Here is a 17,809-nt window from a genome sequence, read left to right on the forward strand (position 1 = left end):
AGCGCGAAGATCCCGCTAGGCCGCCACAGTGGCCAGGCCGTGGGCCGCGCGGGCCGTCCCGGTCACCCCGTCGAGGAAGCCCTGCGCCCGGGGTGAGGCCTTGTCCGTGAGCCAGCGCGGGTCGATGTCGCAGACCACCACGGACACGCCGGTGCCCGCGAGCGCCAGCGGCAGCGTGTGGACGACGGTGGAGGGGAAGCTCAGGATCGTCCGGCCCACCGGCCCCCGGCGGGCTATGAGTTCGAGCGGCAGGTCGGGGCGTACGACCTCCAGACCGGTGCGCGCGTGCAGGGTGTGCAGCTTCTCGGCGGACTCCCTGCGGTGCGCGAAGTACCGGGTCACGCCGTGGGCCCGGGCCAGCATGCCGACCGCGGTGAGATAGCTCTCCGGGTCGACGACGCCGGTCTCCACCAGGGAGGTGCCCACCAGGTCGGCGCCCTTGGTCAGGCGCGGCGGCCCGAAGTTCGCCCGGGTCCAGCCGAAGGTGTTGGGGGTGACGGTGACGCCCTCGGGCGCCTCGACCGGCATCGCGCTGAACACCTCGACGTCGCGGCGCCGGGCGGGGGTGAGCCGGCGGCGGGCCGCCGCGGAGACCGGAGCGAACAGCAGGTCGCGCGCGCCGGCCCGGCTGCCCCGCCGGTGCCAGCGCACCAGGCGCTCGCCGCGGGCGAGTTGGGAGACGAACTCCATGGTGGCCGTCCCGTCGTCGACGACCACCAGGTCACGGGCGCGGGCGACGGTGAGCAGCAGCTGTACGTAGCGCGAGAACGGGTCGCCCATGACGATCCGGTCGGCCCGCCGCAGCGTCGGGGTGAGCCCGCCTATCGTGTGCAGCGGGGCGGTGAGCCCGCCCCGGGCCTCCTCCCAGCGCACCCGGGTGCCCGCGTCGCGGGCGAGTTCGGCCATCCGGCGCAGCTGGCCGCGCGACATGGGGTCGGTCGGCGAGAGCACCACGACGGTCAGCTCCGACAGGTCCGGCGCCCCGGGACGCTGCTGCGCGGGTACGCCGTCGAGCAGCGGGCCCGGCGAATGGGCCCACTCCAGGACGTTGAGCAGCTGGACCGGGCTCTCCACGAAGGCGACGGTGGCGGAGGTGTCCCGAGGCACGGCGGGCCCGCCCCCTCAGACCGCGGCCGGAGCGCGGTCCCCGGCGGCCTCCGCCTGGGCGACGACCCCGGCGACGCGGCGCAGCTTCTTCATGGGGGCGCGCTCGGAGTCGTACACCTTCTTGACGCCGTCGCCGAGCGCGGCCTCGATGGTGCGGATGTCGCGGACCAGGCGGGTGAGACCGCCGGGCTCGACGGAGGCCGCCTGGTCGGAGCCCCACATGGCGCGGTCGAGGGTGATGTGGCGCTCGACGAAGGCGGCGCCGAGGGCGACGGCGGCGAGGGTGGTCTGCAGGCCCGTCTCGTGGCCGCTGTAGCCGATCGGGACGTTGGGGTACTCGGCCATCAGGCTGTTGATCACGCGCAGGTTGAGCTCCTCGGCCTTGGCCGGGTAGGTCGAAGTGGCGTGGCAGAGAAGGATGTTGTCGCTGCCGAGCACCTCCACGGCGTGCCGGATCTGCTTCGGCGTGGACATGCCGGTGGAGAGGATGACGGTGCGCCCGGTGGCGCGCAGGGCGCGCAGGAGCTCGTCGTCGGTGAGCGAGGCGGAGGCCACCTTGTGGGCCGGCACGTCGAACTTCTCCAGGAAGGCGACGGCCTCGGTGTCCCACGGCGAGGCGAACCAGTCGATGCCGCGGGTGCGGCAGTGCTCGTCGATGGCGCGGTACTCGACCTCGCCGAACTCCACCCGGTGGCGGTAGTCGATGTAGGTCATCCGGCCCCACGGGGTGTCCCGCTCGATGTCCCACTGGTCGCGCGGGGTGCAGATCTCCGGGGTGCGCTTCTGGAACTTGACCGCGTCGCAGCCGGCGTCGGCGGCGGCGTCGATCAGGGCGAGCGCCTTGTCGAGGTCGCCGTTGTGGTTGATGCCGATCTCGCCGGTCACGTAGACGGGGTGACCCGGTCCTGCGGTACGGCTGCCGAGGGTGCGCAGACGGTTGCTCATGAGGGCGTTCCTTAGCTAAGCGGGGGTGTGGTCGGACTGCGGGGCCCGGTGGGGCTGGGGAAGGTGCGGGGCCCGCGGGGTGGGGTCGAGCTCGGGTCCGAGGAGCCAGGCGGCGATCTCGCGGACCGCTCCTTCGCCGCCGGGGGTGCGGGTGACGGCGCGCGCGGCGGCGCGCACCGCGTCGTGGGCGTCCGCGACGGCGACGGGCCAGCCGGCGAGCGCGAAGCAGGGCAGGTCGTTGACGTCGTTGCCGGCGTAGAGCACGCGCTGGGGGTCGACTCCCTCGTCCTCGCACCACTGCTTGAGGGCGAGGTCCTTGCGGTCGATGCCGTGCAGCACGGGGATCTTCAGCTTGCGCGCGCGAGCGGCGACGACCGGGTTCTGCTCGGTGGACAGGATGAGCAGCTTGAGTCCGGCCCGGCGCAGGGCGGCGATGCCGAGGCCGTCGCCCCGGTGCACGGCGACGAGTTCGCGGCCCTCGGAGTCGATGAGGACCCGGTCGTCGGTCTGGGTGCCGTCGAAGTCGAGGACGACCGCGTCGACGTCGTCGCGGGCCGGGGTGGCCGGGCGGTCCAGGAGCGGGGCGAGCGCGCGGGCCCGCGCCAGGTCGTGCGGCTCGTCGATCTCCAGGACCCGGGCGGGGTCGGTGCGCACCAGCGCGGTGCGGCCGAAGAAGCGGTGCTTGTGCGTGCGGAAGCCCTCGGCGTCCATGGCGTACGCGGCGCCGGTCTCCAGGAAGTCCTGCGGGCGGTCCTGGCGGCGCGGGCGGACCGACTTGTCGTGGCCCATGCCCTGGCCCTCGCCGAGCTCGCCCTCACGCCACAGGAAGCCGTGGAAGGGGGCGACGGTCACCGCGCTCTGGGCGCCGTCCTCGACGACCGCGGCCACCACGCCCTCGACGTCCTCGCGGGTCAGGAACGGGCTGGTGCACTGCACGAGCAGCACCACGTCGGTGGCCGGGTACGCGTCCAGTGCGTGCAGGACGGCGGCCTCGCTGGTGGCGGTGTCGCCCGAGATCCCGGCCGGGCGGTCGACCACCTCGGCGCCGGCCGAGCGGGCGGCGGCCGCGATCGCCGGGTCGTCGGTGGAGACGACGACGTCGGTGACGTGGCGGGCGGCGCGGCAGGCGAGCACGGCCCGCACGACGAGCGGCACCCCGGCGACGGGGGCGAGGTTCTTGCCGGGCACGCCCTTGGAGCCACCCCGGGCCGGGACGACGGCGAGGACCCTGGGAGGCGCGGCGGGCGCGGCGGGCCGCTGCGCGGGCCGGTTCGCGGTGTCGGGGGCGCCGTTGGTCGGGGGCATCAGAGTTCTCCCATCCGGCGGATCACGGGCGCGACCCGCTGTACGCCGTGGCGGTAGGCGCCGCGGGCCGCGTCGCGCACGGCGTCCCGGACCAGCCGGCGCAGGCCGGTCGGCTCGTGCGCGGGGGCCGCGCCCGGCAGCGGGGTGCCGTCGGGGGCGAGGTGGTGGCGGGCGAGGATGCCCGGGAGGTAGCCGGGCGCGGTGGCGGCGGTGTAGTAGGGCGCGATGGGCGGCAGGCTCTCCTCGGACAGCAACTCGCCCATGCGCGCCCGCACCTGGTCGAAGGCGCGGTGGTACGCCTCGCCCGGGGCCACGCCCTGGTCGGCGAGCCAGTCGGCGTCGGGGGTGGGCCGGTGTCCGGCGTCGAGCCGGTCCCAGGAGGTGAGGCAGCCGGAGCCGAGGAAGTGGTGGTTGCCGAGGGCCTCGCGTACGCCGAGGTCGGTGAGGACGGCCGTGGGCACCGAGCGGTGCAGGGACTCCAGGGCGGCAGTCGAGGAGACGGTCACCAGGAGGTCGGCGCGGTCCAGGATCTCGCCCATGTTCCCGTACGCGAGGGAGAAGTTGGGCGGCAGGTCCAGGCCCTTGGCGAGCTTCTGGAAGGGGTGCTCCTCGATGTGCGTGGTGTGCTCGCCGGGCTTGGAGCGGAGCTTGAGGACGACCTCGCGGCCGGGGTGGCGCCGGGCGTGGGCGACCAGGCGGCGCAGCAGGTACTGCCGGTCGGCGCGGCTCTCCGGAACCGAGGGCTGGGCGGCGAAGACGACCGTGTCGCGGCCGGGCTCCGGCGCGTAGGCGGCGCCGCCGAGGAAGGGCAGCGCGGCCTCGGTGACGGCGGACGCGTCCGCGCCCACTCCCTCGTAGACCGCGCGGAAACGCGAGGCGTCGTGGCGGGAGTTGGCGAGTACGACGTCGGCGCCGTGCCGCAGGAGCAGGCCGTCGGCGAGCTTCTCGTAGACGACGCCCACGTAGCCGGTGACGACGACGGGCCGCCGGGTGTGCCCCGGCCACCGGGCGGCGAGCCCGTGCAGCGCGGCCTGGGCGGCGCCTCCCACGAGCGCGAGCACGATGACGTCGTACGCGGCCGTCGAGCCCAACGGGCCAGCCAGGTCGAGGAATTGGGCCATCGTCACTTCGCGCGGGGCGCCCGTGGCGGCCCCCACCTCGGCGAGCTGGCGAGGGGTGGGGGTGGCACGGCCGCGCAGCAGGAAGCCGTCGAGTTCGGGTGCGGCGGCTTCGGCCCCGGGCGCCTGTTCGGCGAGGCGGCGCGCGGTGAGCGCACCCCATTTCCACCGGGTGTCCGAATCCGCGAGAACCGCGATCCGCAGCCTTGAATCGGTACGTGATGGCACGCCGTAGAAACTAGAAAGCCGCGCGGATTCGCGGCCCAACTCGACTGCAACAGCTGGTTAACAGCGCAACTACGAAAGGCGTGCGGGACGGGCGGACGGGCCGGTTAACAGTCCCGCCATTCTTCGTTCACCCCGCATCCCTGTCCCGGACAGGACGAATGACGGGCGGCCGCCATAGCGTCACCGCCGTGGTCAAGCTCTCCGTCATCGTGCCGTTCTACAACGTGCGCGCCTACGCACCCGACACCCTGCGAAGTCTGCGCGCCAACGCCCGCGACGACTTCGAGTTCCTGCTCGTCGACGACTGCTCGTCGGACGGCACGATCGAGCTGCTCGAACGCGCCGAACGCGAACTGCCGGGGGCGGTGCTGCTCAGACACGAACGCAACGGCGGCCTGGCCACGGCGCGCAACACCGGCCTGGACGCGGCCCGCGGCGAATACCTGACGTACCTGGACGGCGACGACTGGATCGCACCCGGACACTTCGCCCAACTGCTGTCATGTATCGATGAGTTGGGATGCGACTTCATCCGTACCGACCATGTCCAGGTGACCGGTCAGGAGCGCACGGTGCACCGCGTTCCGCACGGCCGGCGCGGGGAGGTGATGTCGCCGCGGGACGCCATACTGCCCACCACCCGCTCGACCTCGGTGGACTACGCGTACGCCTGGGCCGGGATGTACCACCGCAGACTCGCCGAACGCGGTCTGCTGCACTTCACAGACGGCCTGCGCACCGCCGAGGACCGGCCGTGGATCTGGCGGCTGCACCGCGAGGCGGAGTCGTTCGCGGTGACCGGGCAGCTCGGCGTCTTCTACCGCCGCGGGGTCGCCTCCTCACTGACTCAAATCGGTGATGTGCGACAACTCGATTTCATTCGCGCTTTCGATCAAGTAATCGACGACACGGCGAAGGACCCGAATGCGGCCGAACTGCTGCCGAAAGCGGTGCGGACCTATTGCGCGATCATTTCCCACCACATGAGCACCATCGAAAGGTTCGAACCGGCCGTGGCGAGAAAACTGCGGACCCTGAGTGCGGCCGCCCTGCGGCGGATGCCGCAGGACCACCTCAAGGACGCGCTGAACTCGATGGACTCCCGCCGCGCCGCACGCCTGCGCCGACTGCGCCACCGCCCGGCCGTCTCCTCGGCGGGGGCGGCCGCCTGATGCCCACGACCCAGATCTTCGCGGCGTCCACGCTGTACGGGGTGGCCACGCTGGCCGCCGCGCTCGACAGCGACTGCTTCCCCGCGGCGGACCGCCGCCTGCTGCTCGTCAGCAACAACGCGCCCGTGCCGGAGACCTCGCCCCCGCTCGACACCATGCCGGGCTTCGCGCAGCTGCGCGGCCGCTTCGACGGGGTGCTCTCCTGGAACGACACCATCGCCCCCTTCCACCCGGGCGGCTGGTCGCCCCGGCCGGACGACGTCCCGCTGTGGGAGCGGCAGTTGCGGGTCCTGTGGGGGCTCGGCGACGACCGGGTCGAACTCGCCCTGGAGTCCATCCAGGTGAACCCGGCCCAGGCGCTTGCCCAGCTCTTCCCCGACGCGCCCCTGACCGTGTACGCGGACGGCCTGATGACGTACGGCCCCACCCGCAACAAGCTCGACCCGCTGATCGGGTCACGGGTCCGGCGGGTGCTCCACCTCGATCTGGTACCGGGCCTGAGGCCGCTGCTGCTCGGCGAGTTCGGGGTGCCGAGCGAGACGGTTCCGACGGCCGCCTTCGTCAAGACGGTGAGTGAACTGGCGGCGGCGGAAACCGAGTTGGAGGTCGCGGCCGACGCGAACGAGCCGGTGGCGCTGCTCCTCGGCCAGTACCTCTCCGCGCTGTCCATCCTCACTCCGGAGCAGGAGGAGCAGCTGCACCTGCGCATGCTGCGGGGAGCGGCGGCGCGCGGATACCGCCGGATCGTCTTCAAGCCGCACCCCTCGGCGCCACCCGCGTGGTCGCACGCCCTGGTCCGCGAGGCACAGGCGCTGGAAGTCCGACTGACCGTGCTGGAGCGGCCGCTGCTGGCCGAGGTGCTGTACGAGCGGATCTCCCCGGCGCTCGTGGTGGGCTGCTTCTCCACGGCGCTGCTCACGGCGTCGACGTTCTACGACATCCCGGTCGCCCGGGTCGGCACCGAACTCCTCCTGGACCGGCTCGCGCCCTACCAGAACAGCAACCGGGTGCCGGTGACCATCGCCGACGCGCTGCTCCCGCCCCTGGAGGGGGACGTCTCGACCCCCTTCGTGGACTTGGCCGGGCTGCTCGGCGCGGTGGGCTACGCGATGCAGCCGGAGCTGCGCCCGGATCTGCGGGGTGCGGCCGAGCAGTACCTGGCGGGGTCCTTGGACTCGCACACCTGGCGGTACTTCAAGCGCCGCCGCCTCACCGCGCTCGCTCTGCCGGGTGCGATCCCCTCCCAGCTGGCCTTCATCCCGCGCAACGCGACGGTGCGCCGGGTGGCCCGGCGGGCCCGCGCAGTGGTGCGGCGGGGGGCGTAGGGCGGGATCGCCTCTCCCGCCCACGATCGTGCGGCCCGCCCGCGCTCGTCCGGGGAATCCAACGCCCTTGACCTCAAGCGCGGTTGAGCTTCTACGGTCCTGAGTCATGGACACCGACACACAGCCCACCCCGCGGACCGACGACCTCACCTACTCCCACGACGACGCCGGGCTCGCCGCCCAGCCGATCGGCTACTGGAGCTGGGCCGCCCACATCGCGGTGGTCACCCACATCCGCGCCATGCTCGCGGAGCTCGGCCTCACCCAGCCCCAGTGGTGGATCCTCAACCAGGCGGTGGACGGCCGTCCGCGCGCCGAGGTGGTGGCCGTCCTCCAGGGCTATCTGGACGCGGGCGCCCCGGTCATCGGGGACGGCATCGACGAACTCGTGGCCCGCGGCCTCCTCACCCAGGACCCGACCGACTTCCTGGAACTCACCTACGCGGGACGGGAGTTGCGCGAGACGGCCGCCGCCCGGCAGGGCGAGACACGCGACCGGATCCACGCCGGGATCACGGACGAGGAGTACGTCCGCACCCTCAAGGTCCTCCAGCGCATGATCCACAACGTGGGCGGCAAGGCCTGGCACCACTGAGCGGCGGGCCCGAACCGACGGCGAAATCGACGCCCAGGCAAACCCGTTCCGGCACGAGGTGAACGGGCCGCGTCGGACAGCGGAACACCACCGCCGCGGCCCCGATTCCGGGCCGCGGCGGTCCTACTCTGTCGACGCCAAGGCCCGACGGGCCGCAGCGGGACGCCGGGAAGAGGAAAGCCGTGACCAACACCCTGCCGCGGGTACGAAGCGACGCCGGCGGTCAGCCGCGGCCGACACCGGCGGCCGGGCGCGCGCCGGTCGCGGCCCCGGTCTCCCGGCTGCGCGCGCTCGACGGGCTGCGCCTGGTCGCCGCCCTCATGGTCGCGCTGTACCACTACGGCGGCCGGTCCGGCGACATCAGCAAGGGCTGGGGCGCCTCGCCCAAGAAGCTGTTCCCGGCCACCCACGAGTGGTTCTCCTACGGCTGCCTCGGCGTGCAGATCTTCTTCGTCATCAGCGGCTTCGTCATCTGCATGAGCGGGTGGGGCCGCCCCCTGCGCTCGTTCTTCGCCTCGCGCGTGGCCCGGCTCTACCCGGCGTACTGGGCGGCGCTGGTCATCGTCACCGCGGTGTTCGCGCTGCCGTGGGTCGTCTACCGGACGGTCACGCCCAGCGAGTTCCTGGTGAACCTGACCATGCTCCAGATGCCGGTCGGCGTGCACCGGGTGCTCGGGGTGTGCTGGACGCTCTGGGCCGAGCTCCGCTTCTACGCCCTGTTCGCCCTGTGCGTCGTCCTGCCGGGCGCGACCCGCCGCCGCGTCGTGCTGTTCTGCGCGGGCTGGACGCTCGCGGCCGCGCTCACCGCGACGGCCCAGCAGCCGTTCCTGGAGGCCGTGTTCATGCCCGAGTACGCGCCCTTCTTCATCGGCGGCATGGGCCTGTACCTGCTGCACCGCAACCGGCGCGACGTGACCGCGTGGGGCATCGTCGCGGTCAGCTGGGCGATCGGCCAGCACTGGGCGGTCGTGGGCCTGTGGCACAAGCCGAACCCCGCGGCCTTCTCCAACCGGCACGCCTCGGTGATCATCGCCATCGTCACCCTGGGATTCCTGCTGGTCGGCGCCGTCGCACTCGGCTGGTTCCGCTGGGCGGACTGGAGCTGGCTCACCGTGGCGGGCGCCCTCACCTATCCGTTCTACCTGGTCCACGAACACCTGGGCTGGGTGGTCGTCGGCGTGCTGCACAAGGACCTGCACATCCCCGCCCCGGCCACCTTCGCCCTCACCATCGCGGCGATGCTGCTCCTGGCCTGGCTGCTCAACCGCTACGTGGAGCGCTGGGCGACGCCACTGCTGCGTCGAGCCCTGGCCCGGGGCCCCGCACCGTCCTGACCGGGTCGACGTCGACCAGAGCGGTCAGTCACCGTCCCCGTCGAGCAGCACGTCGACGGGAAGCTCCAGGGCGACCCCCACGGACGGGGGCAGGACCACGGTCGCGCCCCGTTCGTAGCGGGAGCGGGTCCGATACGTGTCCCCCACCGGATCCGTGAGCACCAGGACCTCGCCGTGCTTGCGGTCGGCGATGACGTACACCGGGATCCGGGCCTCGGCGTATGTCTCGGCCTTGGTGACCAGGTCGTTGCCCCAGTTGGACGACGTCACCTCCAGGACGAGGCGGAAGACGTTCGCCGCGTAGCAGTTCTTCGTGACCAGGGCGTCCTTGTAGTCGGCGTCGACGATGGCCCAGTCCGGCTCGGCGTAGTCATCGGGACCCGTACCGAGCCAGACGCCGATGCCAGGCAGTGACTTGAGCCCGGATTCCCTGCCCCCGGCTTGCCGGAACTGGTAGACCAGCTCAGCCACGGTCTCCTGGTGCGGGCCGTCAGGCGGTGGTGTCACGACGATGCTCCCCTTGAGGACCTCCACGCGATGTCCGGGCAGCGCCTCCGAGAGGCGGTCGGCGGCTTCGCCGATCGTCATCTCGTTCAGTATTACGGCCACGGCATCCTCCATTCGGGAGACCACTCTCCACCGAGAGTAACCGGAGGCATCCCGATTCCGCCTCCGGTCACCCGTAGGGGGGACACGTCCTCGGGCTCCGCCCCTAGAACGCGTCGGTCGGCACGTACGTCCCCCACACCTCGCGCAACGCGTTGCAGACCTCGCCCACCGTGGCGCGGGCCTTCAGGGCGTCCTTCATCGGGTACAGGACGTTGTCGTCGCCCTCGGCGGCCTTCTTCAGTTCGGCCAGCGCCGCGTCGACCGCCGCCTGGTCGCGCTCGGCGCGCAGGGTGGCCAGCCGGGCCGCCTGCTGGGCCTCGATCGCGGGGTCGACGCGCAGCGGTTCGTAGGGGTCCTCGGTCTCGATCTGGAAGCGGTTGACGCCGACGACGACGCGTTCGCCGGAGTCGGTCTCCTGGGCGATGCGGTAGGCGGAGCGCTCGATCTCGCCCTTCTGGAAGCCGTGCTCGATCGCGTTGACCGCGCCGCCCAGCTCCTCGACCTTCTGCATGAGTTCGACGGCCGCCGCCTCCACCTCGTCGGTCATCTTCTCGACGACGTACGACCCGGCGAAGGGGTCGACGGTGGCGGTCACATCGGTCTCGTACGCCAGGACCTGCTGGGTGCGCAGCGCGAGGCGGGCGCTCTTGTCGGTGGGCAGCGCGATGGCCTCGTCGAAGGAGTTGGTGTGCAGCGACTGGGTGCCGCCGAGCACCGCCGCCAGGCCCTGGACGGCGACCCGGACCAGGTTGACCTCGGGCTGCTGCGCGGTGAGCTGCACCCCCGCGGTCTGGGTGTGGAAGCGCAGCATCAGCGACTTGGGGTTCTTCGCGCCGAACTCGTCCCGCATCACCCGGGCCCAGATGCGGCGCGCGGCACGGAACTTGGCGACCTCTTCCAGGATCGTCGTACGGGAGACGAAGAAGAACGACAGGCGCGGCGCGAAGTCGTCCACGTCCATCCCCGCCGCCACCGCCGTGCGCACGTACTCGATGCCGTCGGCCAGCGTGAAGGCGATCTCCTGCGCGGGCGAGGCACCCGCCTCGGCCATGTGATAGCCGGAGATCGAGATGGTGTTCCACTTCGGGATCTCGGCCTTGCAGTACTTGAAGATGTCCGCGATCAGCCGCAACGAAGGCTTCGGCGGGAAGATGTAGGTCCCCCGCGCGATGTACTCCTTCAGCACATCGTTCTGGATCGTGCCCGTGAGCTGATCCGCCGCAACTCCCTGCTCCTCGCCCACCAGTTGGTACATGAGGAGCAGCAGGGCGGCCGGCGCGTTGATCGTCATCGACGTCGACACCTTGTCCAGCGGGATGCCGCCGAACAGGATGCGCATGTCGTCGACCGAGTCGATGGCGACGCCCACCTTGCCGACCTCGCCGGACGCGATCGGGGCGTCCGAGTCGTGCCCCATCTGCGTGGGCAGGTCGAAGGCGACTGAGAGACCCATCGTGCCGTTGGCGATCAACTGCTTGTAACGGGCGTTGGACTCGACGGCGGTGCCGAAGCCCGCGTACTGCCGCATCGTCCACGGCCGGCCCGTGTACATCGACGGGTACACACCACGCGTGAAGGGGTACGAGCCGGGCTCGCCCAGCTTCTCGGCGGGATCCCATCCGGCGAGGGTCTCCGGTCCGTAGACCGGCTCGATGGGCAACCCGGATTCCGACTCGCGCGCCATGTGCTGTGCCTCCCGCTAGAGCTCTACTGGCTGGTCCAACCCTCGCGACGGACTGTAGCGGCGGGCGTGCGGCGGGTGGAGAGGCGCACGCTGGGAGCTTGCTCACAGCCTTCCTGATGCGACCGGCTGCTTTTGCAACCGTTCAGCGCGGGAATCTGTCTCTGGGGACACGAGAGATTCAGGGGGGCGACCGATGCGCCGGAACCACCGCACCACTGTCATAGCCAAGACCCTCGCCGCGACCGCCGTCATCACGGTGGCCGTGGGATGCAGTCCGGGGAACGACAAGGCGGGCGCGGCCACCCCCGCGCCGCCCGGGGCACCGGCCCCCTCGGCCTCGCCCGTCTCGGCCGTCGCCGACGACAAGCCGGCCGACGCGCCCGCCCCCGCCGCCTCGGCCACCACCGCGGCCAAGCCCGCGCCGCGGGTCCTGATGTCGAACGGCGCGAAGGGTGACCGCGTCAAGGAGTTGCAGGCCAGGCTCGCGCAGATCGGCTGGTACGACGACACCCCGACGGGTACGTACGGGGCCGCGACCACCGCGGCCGTCAAGGGCTTCCAGGACAAGCGCGCCCTCGCCGCCACGGGCACGACGGACAGCGTGACCTGGGACCGGCTGCTCGCGATGACGACGAAGCCGACGGCCGAGGAGCTGGCGGGGCAGACGGTCAACAAGCCGGCCGCCAAGCTCGACCCGCGCTGCATGACCGGCCGTGTGCTGTGCATCAGCAAGACCAGCCGCTCGCTGTCGTGGGTGGTGGGCGGCAAGGTGCAGTCGACGATGGACGTGCGCTTCGGCTCCCAGTACACCCCGACCCGCGAGGGCGTCTTCAAGGTCTTCGAGAAGAGCCGCAACCACGTCTCGACGATCTACCACACGGCCATGCCGTACGCGATGTTCTTCAGCGGCGGCCAGGCGGTGCACTACTCGTCGGACTTCGCGGCGCGCGGCTACAACGGCGCCTCGCACGGCTGCGTCAACGTACGGGACAAGGGCAAGATCGCGGCGCTCTTCGACCAGGTGCGCATCGGCGACAAGGTCGTCGTCTACTGGTGATCCGGTCCGTCGCCGACCCGTGGGCCGGGGTCGGAGGAAGGGAGGGCGCGGGCGGGACCGGGGGAACGTGTCCCGCCCGCGCCATTCGCGCGGAGCCGTGGGTACGGGGGGAACCCCGGCTCTTCTGCGCCGCCGATGACCAGTCGGCTCACTCAGTACTGCGCCGCCGTCTCAAAAAACGTTACTCCGGGTTCTGAGCTGCGCTTCCACGGAGGGATTCGGACCTCGGCGAGACCCCGCGGGGCTGTTGGTCCCGGGCATCGGGGCCCGCGGAAGGCGCCTCGCAGCGGCTCGCTCAGTGCGGGACCGCGGAGCCGAGCGCGCCGGGCCTGATCCAGTCCAGGAGCTTGCCGGGGCGGGTGGTCACGGAGTTCTGCTTGCCGCCGCCCCCGCCGCCGTTCTTGTTGCCCTGGCCGTCGCCCTTGCCCTTGCCCTGACCTTCGCCCTGGCCCTGGTCGTCCGAGCCGCCGGACCTGCCGCCGCCGTCGCCGTCGAGCAGCACGTCGCAGAACGCCTTCACCGCGCCCGGGCCGTGGGCCGCGGACTCCAGACTGCGGCGCTTGTCCTGGTCAAGCCGGCCCGAGCGGTAGTCCCGGCAGTCCTCGGCCGTCTTGGCGAGCCACTGTCCCTTGCCCGCGCCATCGTTGTCGTCCCCCGAACCACCGGACGGGGCGCCGTCCTTCCTGCCCGGGTCGCCGCTGCCGCCGGCGGCCGAGCCGTCCGGGCTCGCCGGGTGCGAGGGGTCGCCGGGCGTGCCGGTGCCGGTCGACGGGCTGTGCCGGCCGGGTGTCGGTGAGCCCGGGGGCAGGGAGTGCGAGGGCGAGGCGGTGACCGGGCCCGGGGTCACCTCGGCGGAGACGCTGGACGCGGGCGTGGGGTCCTGCTCGTCGAAGGCGAAGGGACCCGGCAGCACACCGGTGCCCGCGGCGACGGCGACCCCGCCGAGCGCGCAGCAGGCGAGGGCCGCGGCAAGGCCGAGGCGCACCGGCGCGAAGCGCCTGCGCCGGGGGGCCTCGCGCACCTCGGCGACGCGTCCGACCCGTACGACACCGAGCCCCTCGGCCGCGGCCGTGCCCTCGGGGCGGGCCTTGCGGAAGGCGGCCAGGGCCGCGGCCTCGCCGGGGAGTTCGGTGGTGGCCGGTTCGGTGGGGGTGAGGGAGCGCAGCAGGGCCGCGAGCCGGTCGGCCTCGGCGCGGGCCCGCTCGTCACCGGGCTCGACCCCTTCGCCGCGCAGCAGTCGCTCGACGGCATCCCCGTCAAGCCACTCGTGCCGCTCGTCAGCCATCACATGTCCTTCTGCGTCCGGGCGCGCGATTGCGTCACACCGCGTTCCGGCGCACGCTGCGACGGCACGGCACCCAGTTCCTCCACGTCCTGGGCCCCCTCCCCCGCGGAGCCGTCGGCGCCGAGCAGTTCAGCCAGCCGCTTCAGGCCCCGGTGCGCGGCGGTCCGCACCGCGCCGGGCCGTTTACCCAGGGTCTGCGCCGCGCTCTTCGCGTCCAGACCGACCACCACGCGCAACACCACGGCCTCGGCCTGGTCCTGGGGGAGCTGGGCGATGAGCGCCATCGTACGTCCGGTGCCGAGCGCCTCCATCGCCTCGTCCGCGGTGTCGAAGGGGGCGGGGCGCGCGACGAGCTCGCTCTCGTCGCCGCCGACGGCGGGCCTGCGGCCGCGCATCCTGATGTGGTCGAGGGCCCGGTTGCGGGCGATGCGGGCGGCCCAGCCGCGGAAGCGGTCGGCGTCGCCCTCGAAGCGGGCGAGGTCGCGGGCGATCTGGAGCCAGGCCTCCGAGGTCACGTCCTCGGCGTCGGGTTCCCCGACCAGCGTGCGCACATAGCCGAGCAGGCGCGGGTGCACAGCGCGATAGACAGCACGGAAGGCTTCCTCGTCCCCGTCCTGCGCCCTGAGCACCGCGGCGGTCAGCTCCGCGTCGTCCCCCAGCAATCCCTGCACCTGTCTGACTGACTTGTCCTGATGTCACCGCTGGTCATCGCGTCGCGTCCCCCAACGCGAATCAGCACGCTACGGCCTCGGCGCCCCGTAGTCCATGACTTGTACAACCTGCAACAACCTGCTGACACAGCGGGGTGTGACAGAAAACGCACGCACGGCGCTGAAGAGAGTACGGGGCCGCCACAACGGCCCCGCCGGAAGACGGCCGGGGCCTCTCCTGTGGGGGGTGGCGGCCCCGGTCGTCCTTCCGATCTCTAGCGCTCTCACCTGCGCAGATCTTGTGTGTGATGAGTCCGCGTGACCAACAGCGTGACCAACGGGTCAGGCACCTCACGTGACGTTCCCCAGACCGATCCGCTGAGCCGTCCCCGATGCCAGCCTGAGAGCTCCCTCGACGCGACGCTTGCCGTACTGCTTCATCGTGTAGCCCGGCGAGGCGTGCCGTACGTTCGCGGAGACCTCTACGGGGTTCTCCCCCGCCTCCAGGTCATTGGTGACCTTGCTGTGCCGCCAGTCGTGAACACGGAAGTCCTTCGGCAGATCCAGGCGCGTACGCACAGTGCGCCACCTGGCGCTGACCTGTCCGGCGTCCTGCGGGTCACCGGGCCTGAGTCCGTCATTGCGGAGCATGTATCCGTCGCGGGCGAAGACGAGACCCTGTTCGTTCCAGCGTGAGCCGAGCTGAGACTTCCAAGCCTGCTGCCGTTCCCACTGGATCTTGAGAACCTTCATCAGCGCTTGGTCGTCCTTCCCCATTTCCGTAACCCTGAGCAGCCGAACCAGGCCTGCAGAGCCTCAGTCGGCGAGCGCGGACCGTAAACACAATGGGAAAGCCCCGCTCATCGGCCGTGGGGGAACGGCAGACGAACGGGGCTTCTACTAGCGGGTCAGACGGTTGCTTGGAGCGTCAGGCCCCGGGTAGTCAGGGTCAGCCTCGGAGCTGGGCAAAGGACGGTGCCCCTCGGACCAATCATTGGTCCACCCGCAGACACCACACGCGTAGCGGCCATCGAGTCCCGCCACGCGGGTACCGCACTTCCGACAGTCCGCCTCCGTGATCTCCGGAGTAAACACGGGCTCAGGCTCGGGTAGCGGTTCCAGTTCCGGCGGCCATGGACTCATATTCCGGAGCGTACCCGGCCGGAGCCGGAGCGACCCCGGAAGACCAGCCACAGTTGCCACACGACCACGACCCGTCGGGCCCCTGCGTCGTCGCTGCTCCACACCTTGGGCATCCCATTTTGCGTCTCCTCGCTCTTCCGTTCCGTGGTTTGCAGGTGCCCGCCCCTGCCGAGCCTCCCTGGCACGTGGGGGAACGTGTCCGGTCTCCCACAGCAGGGGCGGGGGCAGTGCTCCGCTCTCGTTGGCGACTGCCCGCGTGGCCGGTTGCGCTGATCGGCTCGGGGTTCATGCCATGAGGAACGGAAGTCATCGCATCGCGAGCGCCGCCCCGACGTACAGGCCGGTTGATCCGCTGATCAGGATCAGCAGGACCGCGGCGCCGTCCTGGATGAGGTTCCGTAAGTGGCTCTTCACGGGGCCACCCTCAGCCGTACGCGCTCGGACAGCCGCTCTGCGACTTCGGCGGGCAGATGGCCGACATGTACCAAGGGCTCCCCCCGATGAGTGGCAGAGCCCCGGATGCTGTTGATCGTCCGTTCAGACGCGCCTACCAGCCTCAGCGCTTCGCGCGTGGCCTCGGCAGCGGAGCTGGCGGTGATTGTTGCGTCCCGCCATTCCTGCATGGTCATTGGCATTGCGTCAGTTCCCCTTGGAGTTGGTGGGTCGTGCAGGGGCTGAGGGTGTGGCAGTGCGCCCACCACTCCACGCCCCCTTTGAGCGGGCGGAGCACGATGCGCGGCGACCACAACAGGTCCATCACACGCCCCGTGCGCTTCGTGGCCGCGTCGTAGACGACGGCTCCGACCGTGACGCGGCTCGGCATGCGCCGGGCCGCCTGGCGGGCGCCCACAGCATCCGCCGGAGCCCGGCCTCAACAGCCCTGAGATCAACCTCAGCCGGATGAACGAAGCCCCCGCGTGGGCGCCAGCCGAGCAACCCCCAGGGACCGACTTCCTTTATGAGCGTGACCAGCTCGGCCACGCTGTCCGGCGCGCTGGTGGTCCTGGTGATGTCGGGCTCGGCAATCGGCTGGCGCGGTCTAGACATGGAGGCGCCCTCTCGGCGTGGAAGCAGATCGTTCGTACCTAGCTCAGCACTCCGTCGGCTTACTTGAACCGCTTGAACACGAATGTTCAAGTCCGCAGCCTGGTATGACAGTTGAGTCGGTTCCATCGCATGAGGTTGTGGGCGTGAGCGACGAGTTGGAACCCCAGGACATGAATCCGCTTCAAGTCTTTGGTAGGGATCTGGCTGAGATCCGGAAGGCCAGAAAAATCACCATGAAGGCTCTGGGGCTGGCTGTCGGCTACAGCGAGTCGTACGTCAGTAAGGTGGAAGCTGGGGAGGTCAAACCAAGCTCACGATTCGTAGAGGGGCGCGACCGCGTCTTTGGTACGGGTGGCATGATCGGCCGGAACTTTCAGCGGATGGTTACAGGCGTCTCGCCCACCTGGTTCGCGCCGTTCCTGACGCTCGAACCCCAAGCGACCAGGATTCGCGACTACTCAACTGCCTTCCTGACGGGGCTGGTCCAGACGCCCGCCTACGCTGAAGCGTCCTTCCGTGGCGCGCATCCTCACGAAGCGCCAGACCACATCGCGGCGCGAGTCGAGGAACGGATGAGGCGGCGCGAGATCCTTGAACGACCATCACCCCCGCTGGTGTGGCTGGTCGTCCATGAGGCGGCGCTACGCATGATCGTTGGCTCATCCACCGTCATGGCGGATCAGCTTGAATACCTGGTGACGCTGGTCGAGGTTCCAGACGTAACGTTGCAGGTGTACCCGTTTCAAGCCGCTGTCCCAGCCTCGGGGCTTCCGTTTACGCTGCTTTCCATGGGCGGGGACACGACGTACCACTACGCGGAGTCCGCCGGTCGTGGCCACATAGACGACGCGACCGATGGCGTACGCCACTGGACGGCCGTTTACGAGCGGCTTTGCGCGGAGGCAGAGCCTCCCGCCCGATCTGTACGCCTGATTACCAAGATCATCGAGGAGTACCGCACATGAGCAGCATCCACGGCCCGGGGATGACATGGATCAAGTCGTCCTACAGCGACGGACAGGGCGGCAACTGTGTCGAGTGGGCCCCTGCGTCCGCCACCCCCAGTGCCGTGCCCGTCCGTGACAGCAAGCGCCCCAACGGACCCCAGCTCGCCCACAGCGCCCGCGCATGGCAGGCGTTCGTTGACAGCCTCAAGAACTAAGCACTTCCCACCTCGGCCCCGCACTCCTTCTAGGCCCCGAAAC

General features: G+C 71.0%; 17 protein-coding genes. 7 read left to right on the top strand and 10 right to left on the bottom strand.

The window, feature by feature from the left end; translation table 11 throughout:
* Positions 1-15: 15 nt before the first annotated feature.
* The 4 genes from DT019_RS13620 to DT019_RS13635 are packed head-to-tail and all read right to left on the bottom strand — an operon-like array spanning position 16 to position 4,703.
* Complete coding sequence (locus tag DT019_RS13620; RefSeq protein ID WP_114037050.1) at positions 16-1,107, bottom strand: hypothetical protein; 1,092 nt, start codon at positions 1,105-1,107, stop codon at positions 16-18.
* Positions 1,108-1,122: 15 nt separating this feature from the next.
* On the bottom strand, positions 1,123-2,052 hold the full coding sequence (locus DT019_RS13625; RefSeq protein WP_114037051.1) for an N-acetylneuraminate synthase family protein: 930 nt from the start codon (positions 2,050-2,052) through the stop codon (positions 1,123-1,125).
* Between the two features lie 15 nt (positions 2,053-2,067).
* Positions 2,068-3,357: an acylneuraminate cytidylyltransferase gene (locus DT019_RS13630; protein ID WP_114037052.1), complete on the bottom strand. Its 1,290-nt coding sequence runs from the start codon at positions 3,355-3,357 to the stop codon at positions 2,068-2,070.
* Positions 3,357-4,703 carry a DUF6716 putative glycosyltransferase gene (locus tag DT019_RS13635; protein ID WP_114037053.1) on the bottom strand — a complete coding sequence of 449 codons (1,347 nt, stop codon included), beginning with the start codon at positions 4,701-4,703 and terminating at the stop codon, positions 3,357-3,359. The genes DT019_RS13630 and DT019_RS13635 overlap by 1 nt, the downstream gene beginning before the upstream one ends.
* Positions 4,704-4,891: 188 nt before the next feature.
* On the opposite strand from DT019_RS13635, the gene DT019_RS13640 reads away from it, so the two are divergent.
* The 4 genes from DT019_RS13640 to DT019_RS13655 all read left to right on the top strand — a co-directional run bounded on the left by DT019_RS13640 (position 4,892) and on the right by DT019_RS13655 (position 9,129).
* Positions 4,892-5,875 (top strand): glycosyltransferase family 2 protein, encoded by a 984-nt coding sequence (locus DT019_RS13640; RefSeq protein ID WP_114037257.1) that lies wholly within the window; start codon positions 4,892-4,894, stop codon positions 5,873-5,875.
* Positions 5,875-7,200: an alpha-2,8-polysialyltransferase family protein gene (locus DT019_RS13645; RefSeq protein ID WP_114037054.1), complete on the top strand. Its 1,326-nt coding sequence runs from the start codon at positions 5,875-5,877 to the stop codon at positions 7,198-7,200. The genes DT019_RS13640 and DT019_RS13645 overlap by 1 nt, the downstream gene beginning before the upstream one ends.
* Before the next feature lie 106 nt (positions 7,201-7,306).
* Positions 7,307-7,795 (top strand): MarR family winged helix-turn-helix transcriptional regulator, encoded by a 489-nt coding sequence (locus DT019_RS13650; RefSeq protein ID WP_114037055.1) that lies wholly within the window; start codon positions 7,307-7,309, stop codon positions 7,793-7,795.
* 182 nt (positions 7,796-7,977) lie between these two features.
* Positions 7,978-9,129 (top strand): acyltransferase family protein, encoded by a 1,152-nt coding sequence (locus DT019_RS13655; RefSeq protein WP_223279480.1) that lies wholly within the window; start codon positions 7,978-7,980, stop codon positions 9,127-9,129.
* A gap of 24 nt (positions 9,130-9,153) precedes the next feature.
* On the opposite strand, the gene DT019_RS13660 is transcribed toward DT019_RS13655, so the two are convergent.
* Together DT019_RS13660 and DT019_RS13665 are read right to left on the bottom strand one after the other, a co-directional pair.
* Positions 9,154-9,738, bottom strand: coding sequence for a Uma2 family endonuclease (locus DT019_RS13660; RefSeq protein WP_223279482.1), 585 nt, complete (start codon positions 9,736-9,738; stop codon positions 9,154-9,156).
* Positions 9,739-9,841: 103 nt separating this feature from the next.
* Entirely contained in the window at positions 9,842-11,422 is a 1,581-nt protein-coding gene (locus tag DT019_RS13665; RefSeq protein WP_114037058.1) for a methylmalonyl-CoA mutase, read from the bottom strand.
* A 193-nt stretch (positions 11,423-11,615) separates the two neighbouring features.
* Here DT019_RS13665 and DT019_RS13670 point away from each other — a divergent pair, with 193 nt between their 5' ends.
* Entirely contained in the window at positions 11,616-12,479 is an 864-nt protein-coding gene (locus tag DT019_RS13670; RefSeq protein ID WP_114037059.1) for a L,D-transpeptidase family protein, read from the top strand.
* Between the two features lie 295 nt (positions 12,480-12,774).
* Here the strand turns inward: DT019_RS13670 and DT019_RS39540 are convergent, their stop codons facing one another.
* The 4 genes from DT019_RS39540 to DT019_RS13700 all read right to left on the bottom strand — a co-directional run bounded on the left by DT019_RS39540 (position 12,775) and on the right by DT019_RS13700 (position 16,380).
* Positions 12,775-13,764 carry a hypothetical protein gene (locus DT019_RS39540; protein WP_189389507.1) on the bottom strand — a complete coding sequence of 330 codons (990 nt, stop codon included), beginning with the start codon at positions 13,762-13,764 and terminating at the stop codon, positions 12,775-12,777.
* On the bottom strand, positions 13,764-14,426 hold the full coding sequence (locus DT019_RS13680) for an RNA polymerase sigma factor (RefSeq protein WP_114037060.1): 663 nt from the start codon (positions 14,424-14,426) through the stop codon (positions 13,764-13,766). Before DT019_RS13680 ends, DT019_RS39540 begins: the two co-directional genes overlap by 1 nt.
* A gap of 339 nt (positions 14,427-14,765) precedes the next feature.
* Positions 14,766-15,191 (bottom strand): hypothetical protein, encoded by a 426-nt coding sequence (locus tag DT019_RS13685; RefSeq protein WP_114037061.1) that lies wholly within the window; start codon positions 15,189-15,191, stop codon positions 14,766-14,768.
* A gap of 991 nt (positions 15,192-16,182) precedes the next feature.
* Entirely contained in the window at positions 16,183-16,380 is a 198-nt protein-coding gene (locus DT019_RS13700; protein WP_147267309.1) for a hypothetical protein, read from the bottom strand.
* Between the two features lie 367 nt (positions 16,381-16,747).
* Here DT019_RS13700 and DT019_RS13705 point away from each other — a divergent pair, with 367 nt between their 5' ends.
* On the top strand, positions 16,748-17,569 hold the full coding sequence (locus DT019_RS13705) for a helix-turn-helix domain-containing protein (protein ID WP_189389509.1): 822 nt from the start codon (positions 16,748-16,750) through the stop codon (positions 17,567-17,569).
* Complete coding sequence (locus DT019_RS13710) at positions 17,566-17,766, top strand: DUF397 domain-containing protein (protein ID WP_114037066.1); 201 nt, start codon at positions 17,566-17,568, stop codon at positions 17,764-17,766. Before DT019_RS13705 ends, DT019_RS13710 begins: the two co-directional genes overlap by 4 nt.
* Positions 17,767-17,809 lie beyond the last annotated feature (43 nt).

Source organism: Streptomyces sp. SDr-06 (assembly GCF_003324565.1).
Taxonomy (GTDB): Bacteria; Actinomycetota; Actinomycetes; order Streptomycetales; family Streptomycetaceae; genus Streptomyces.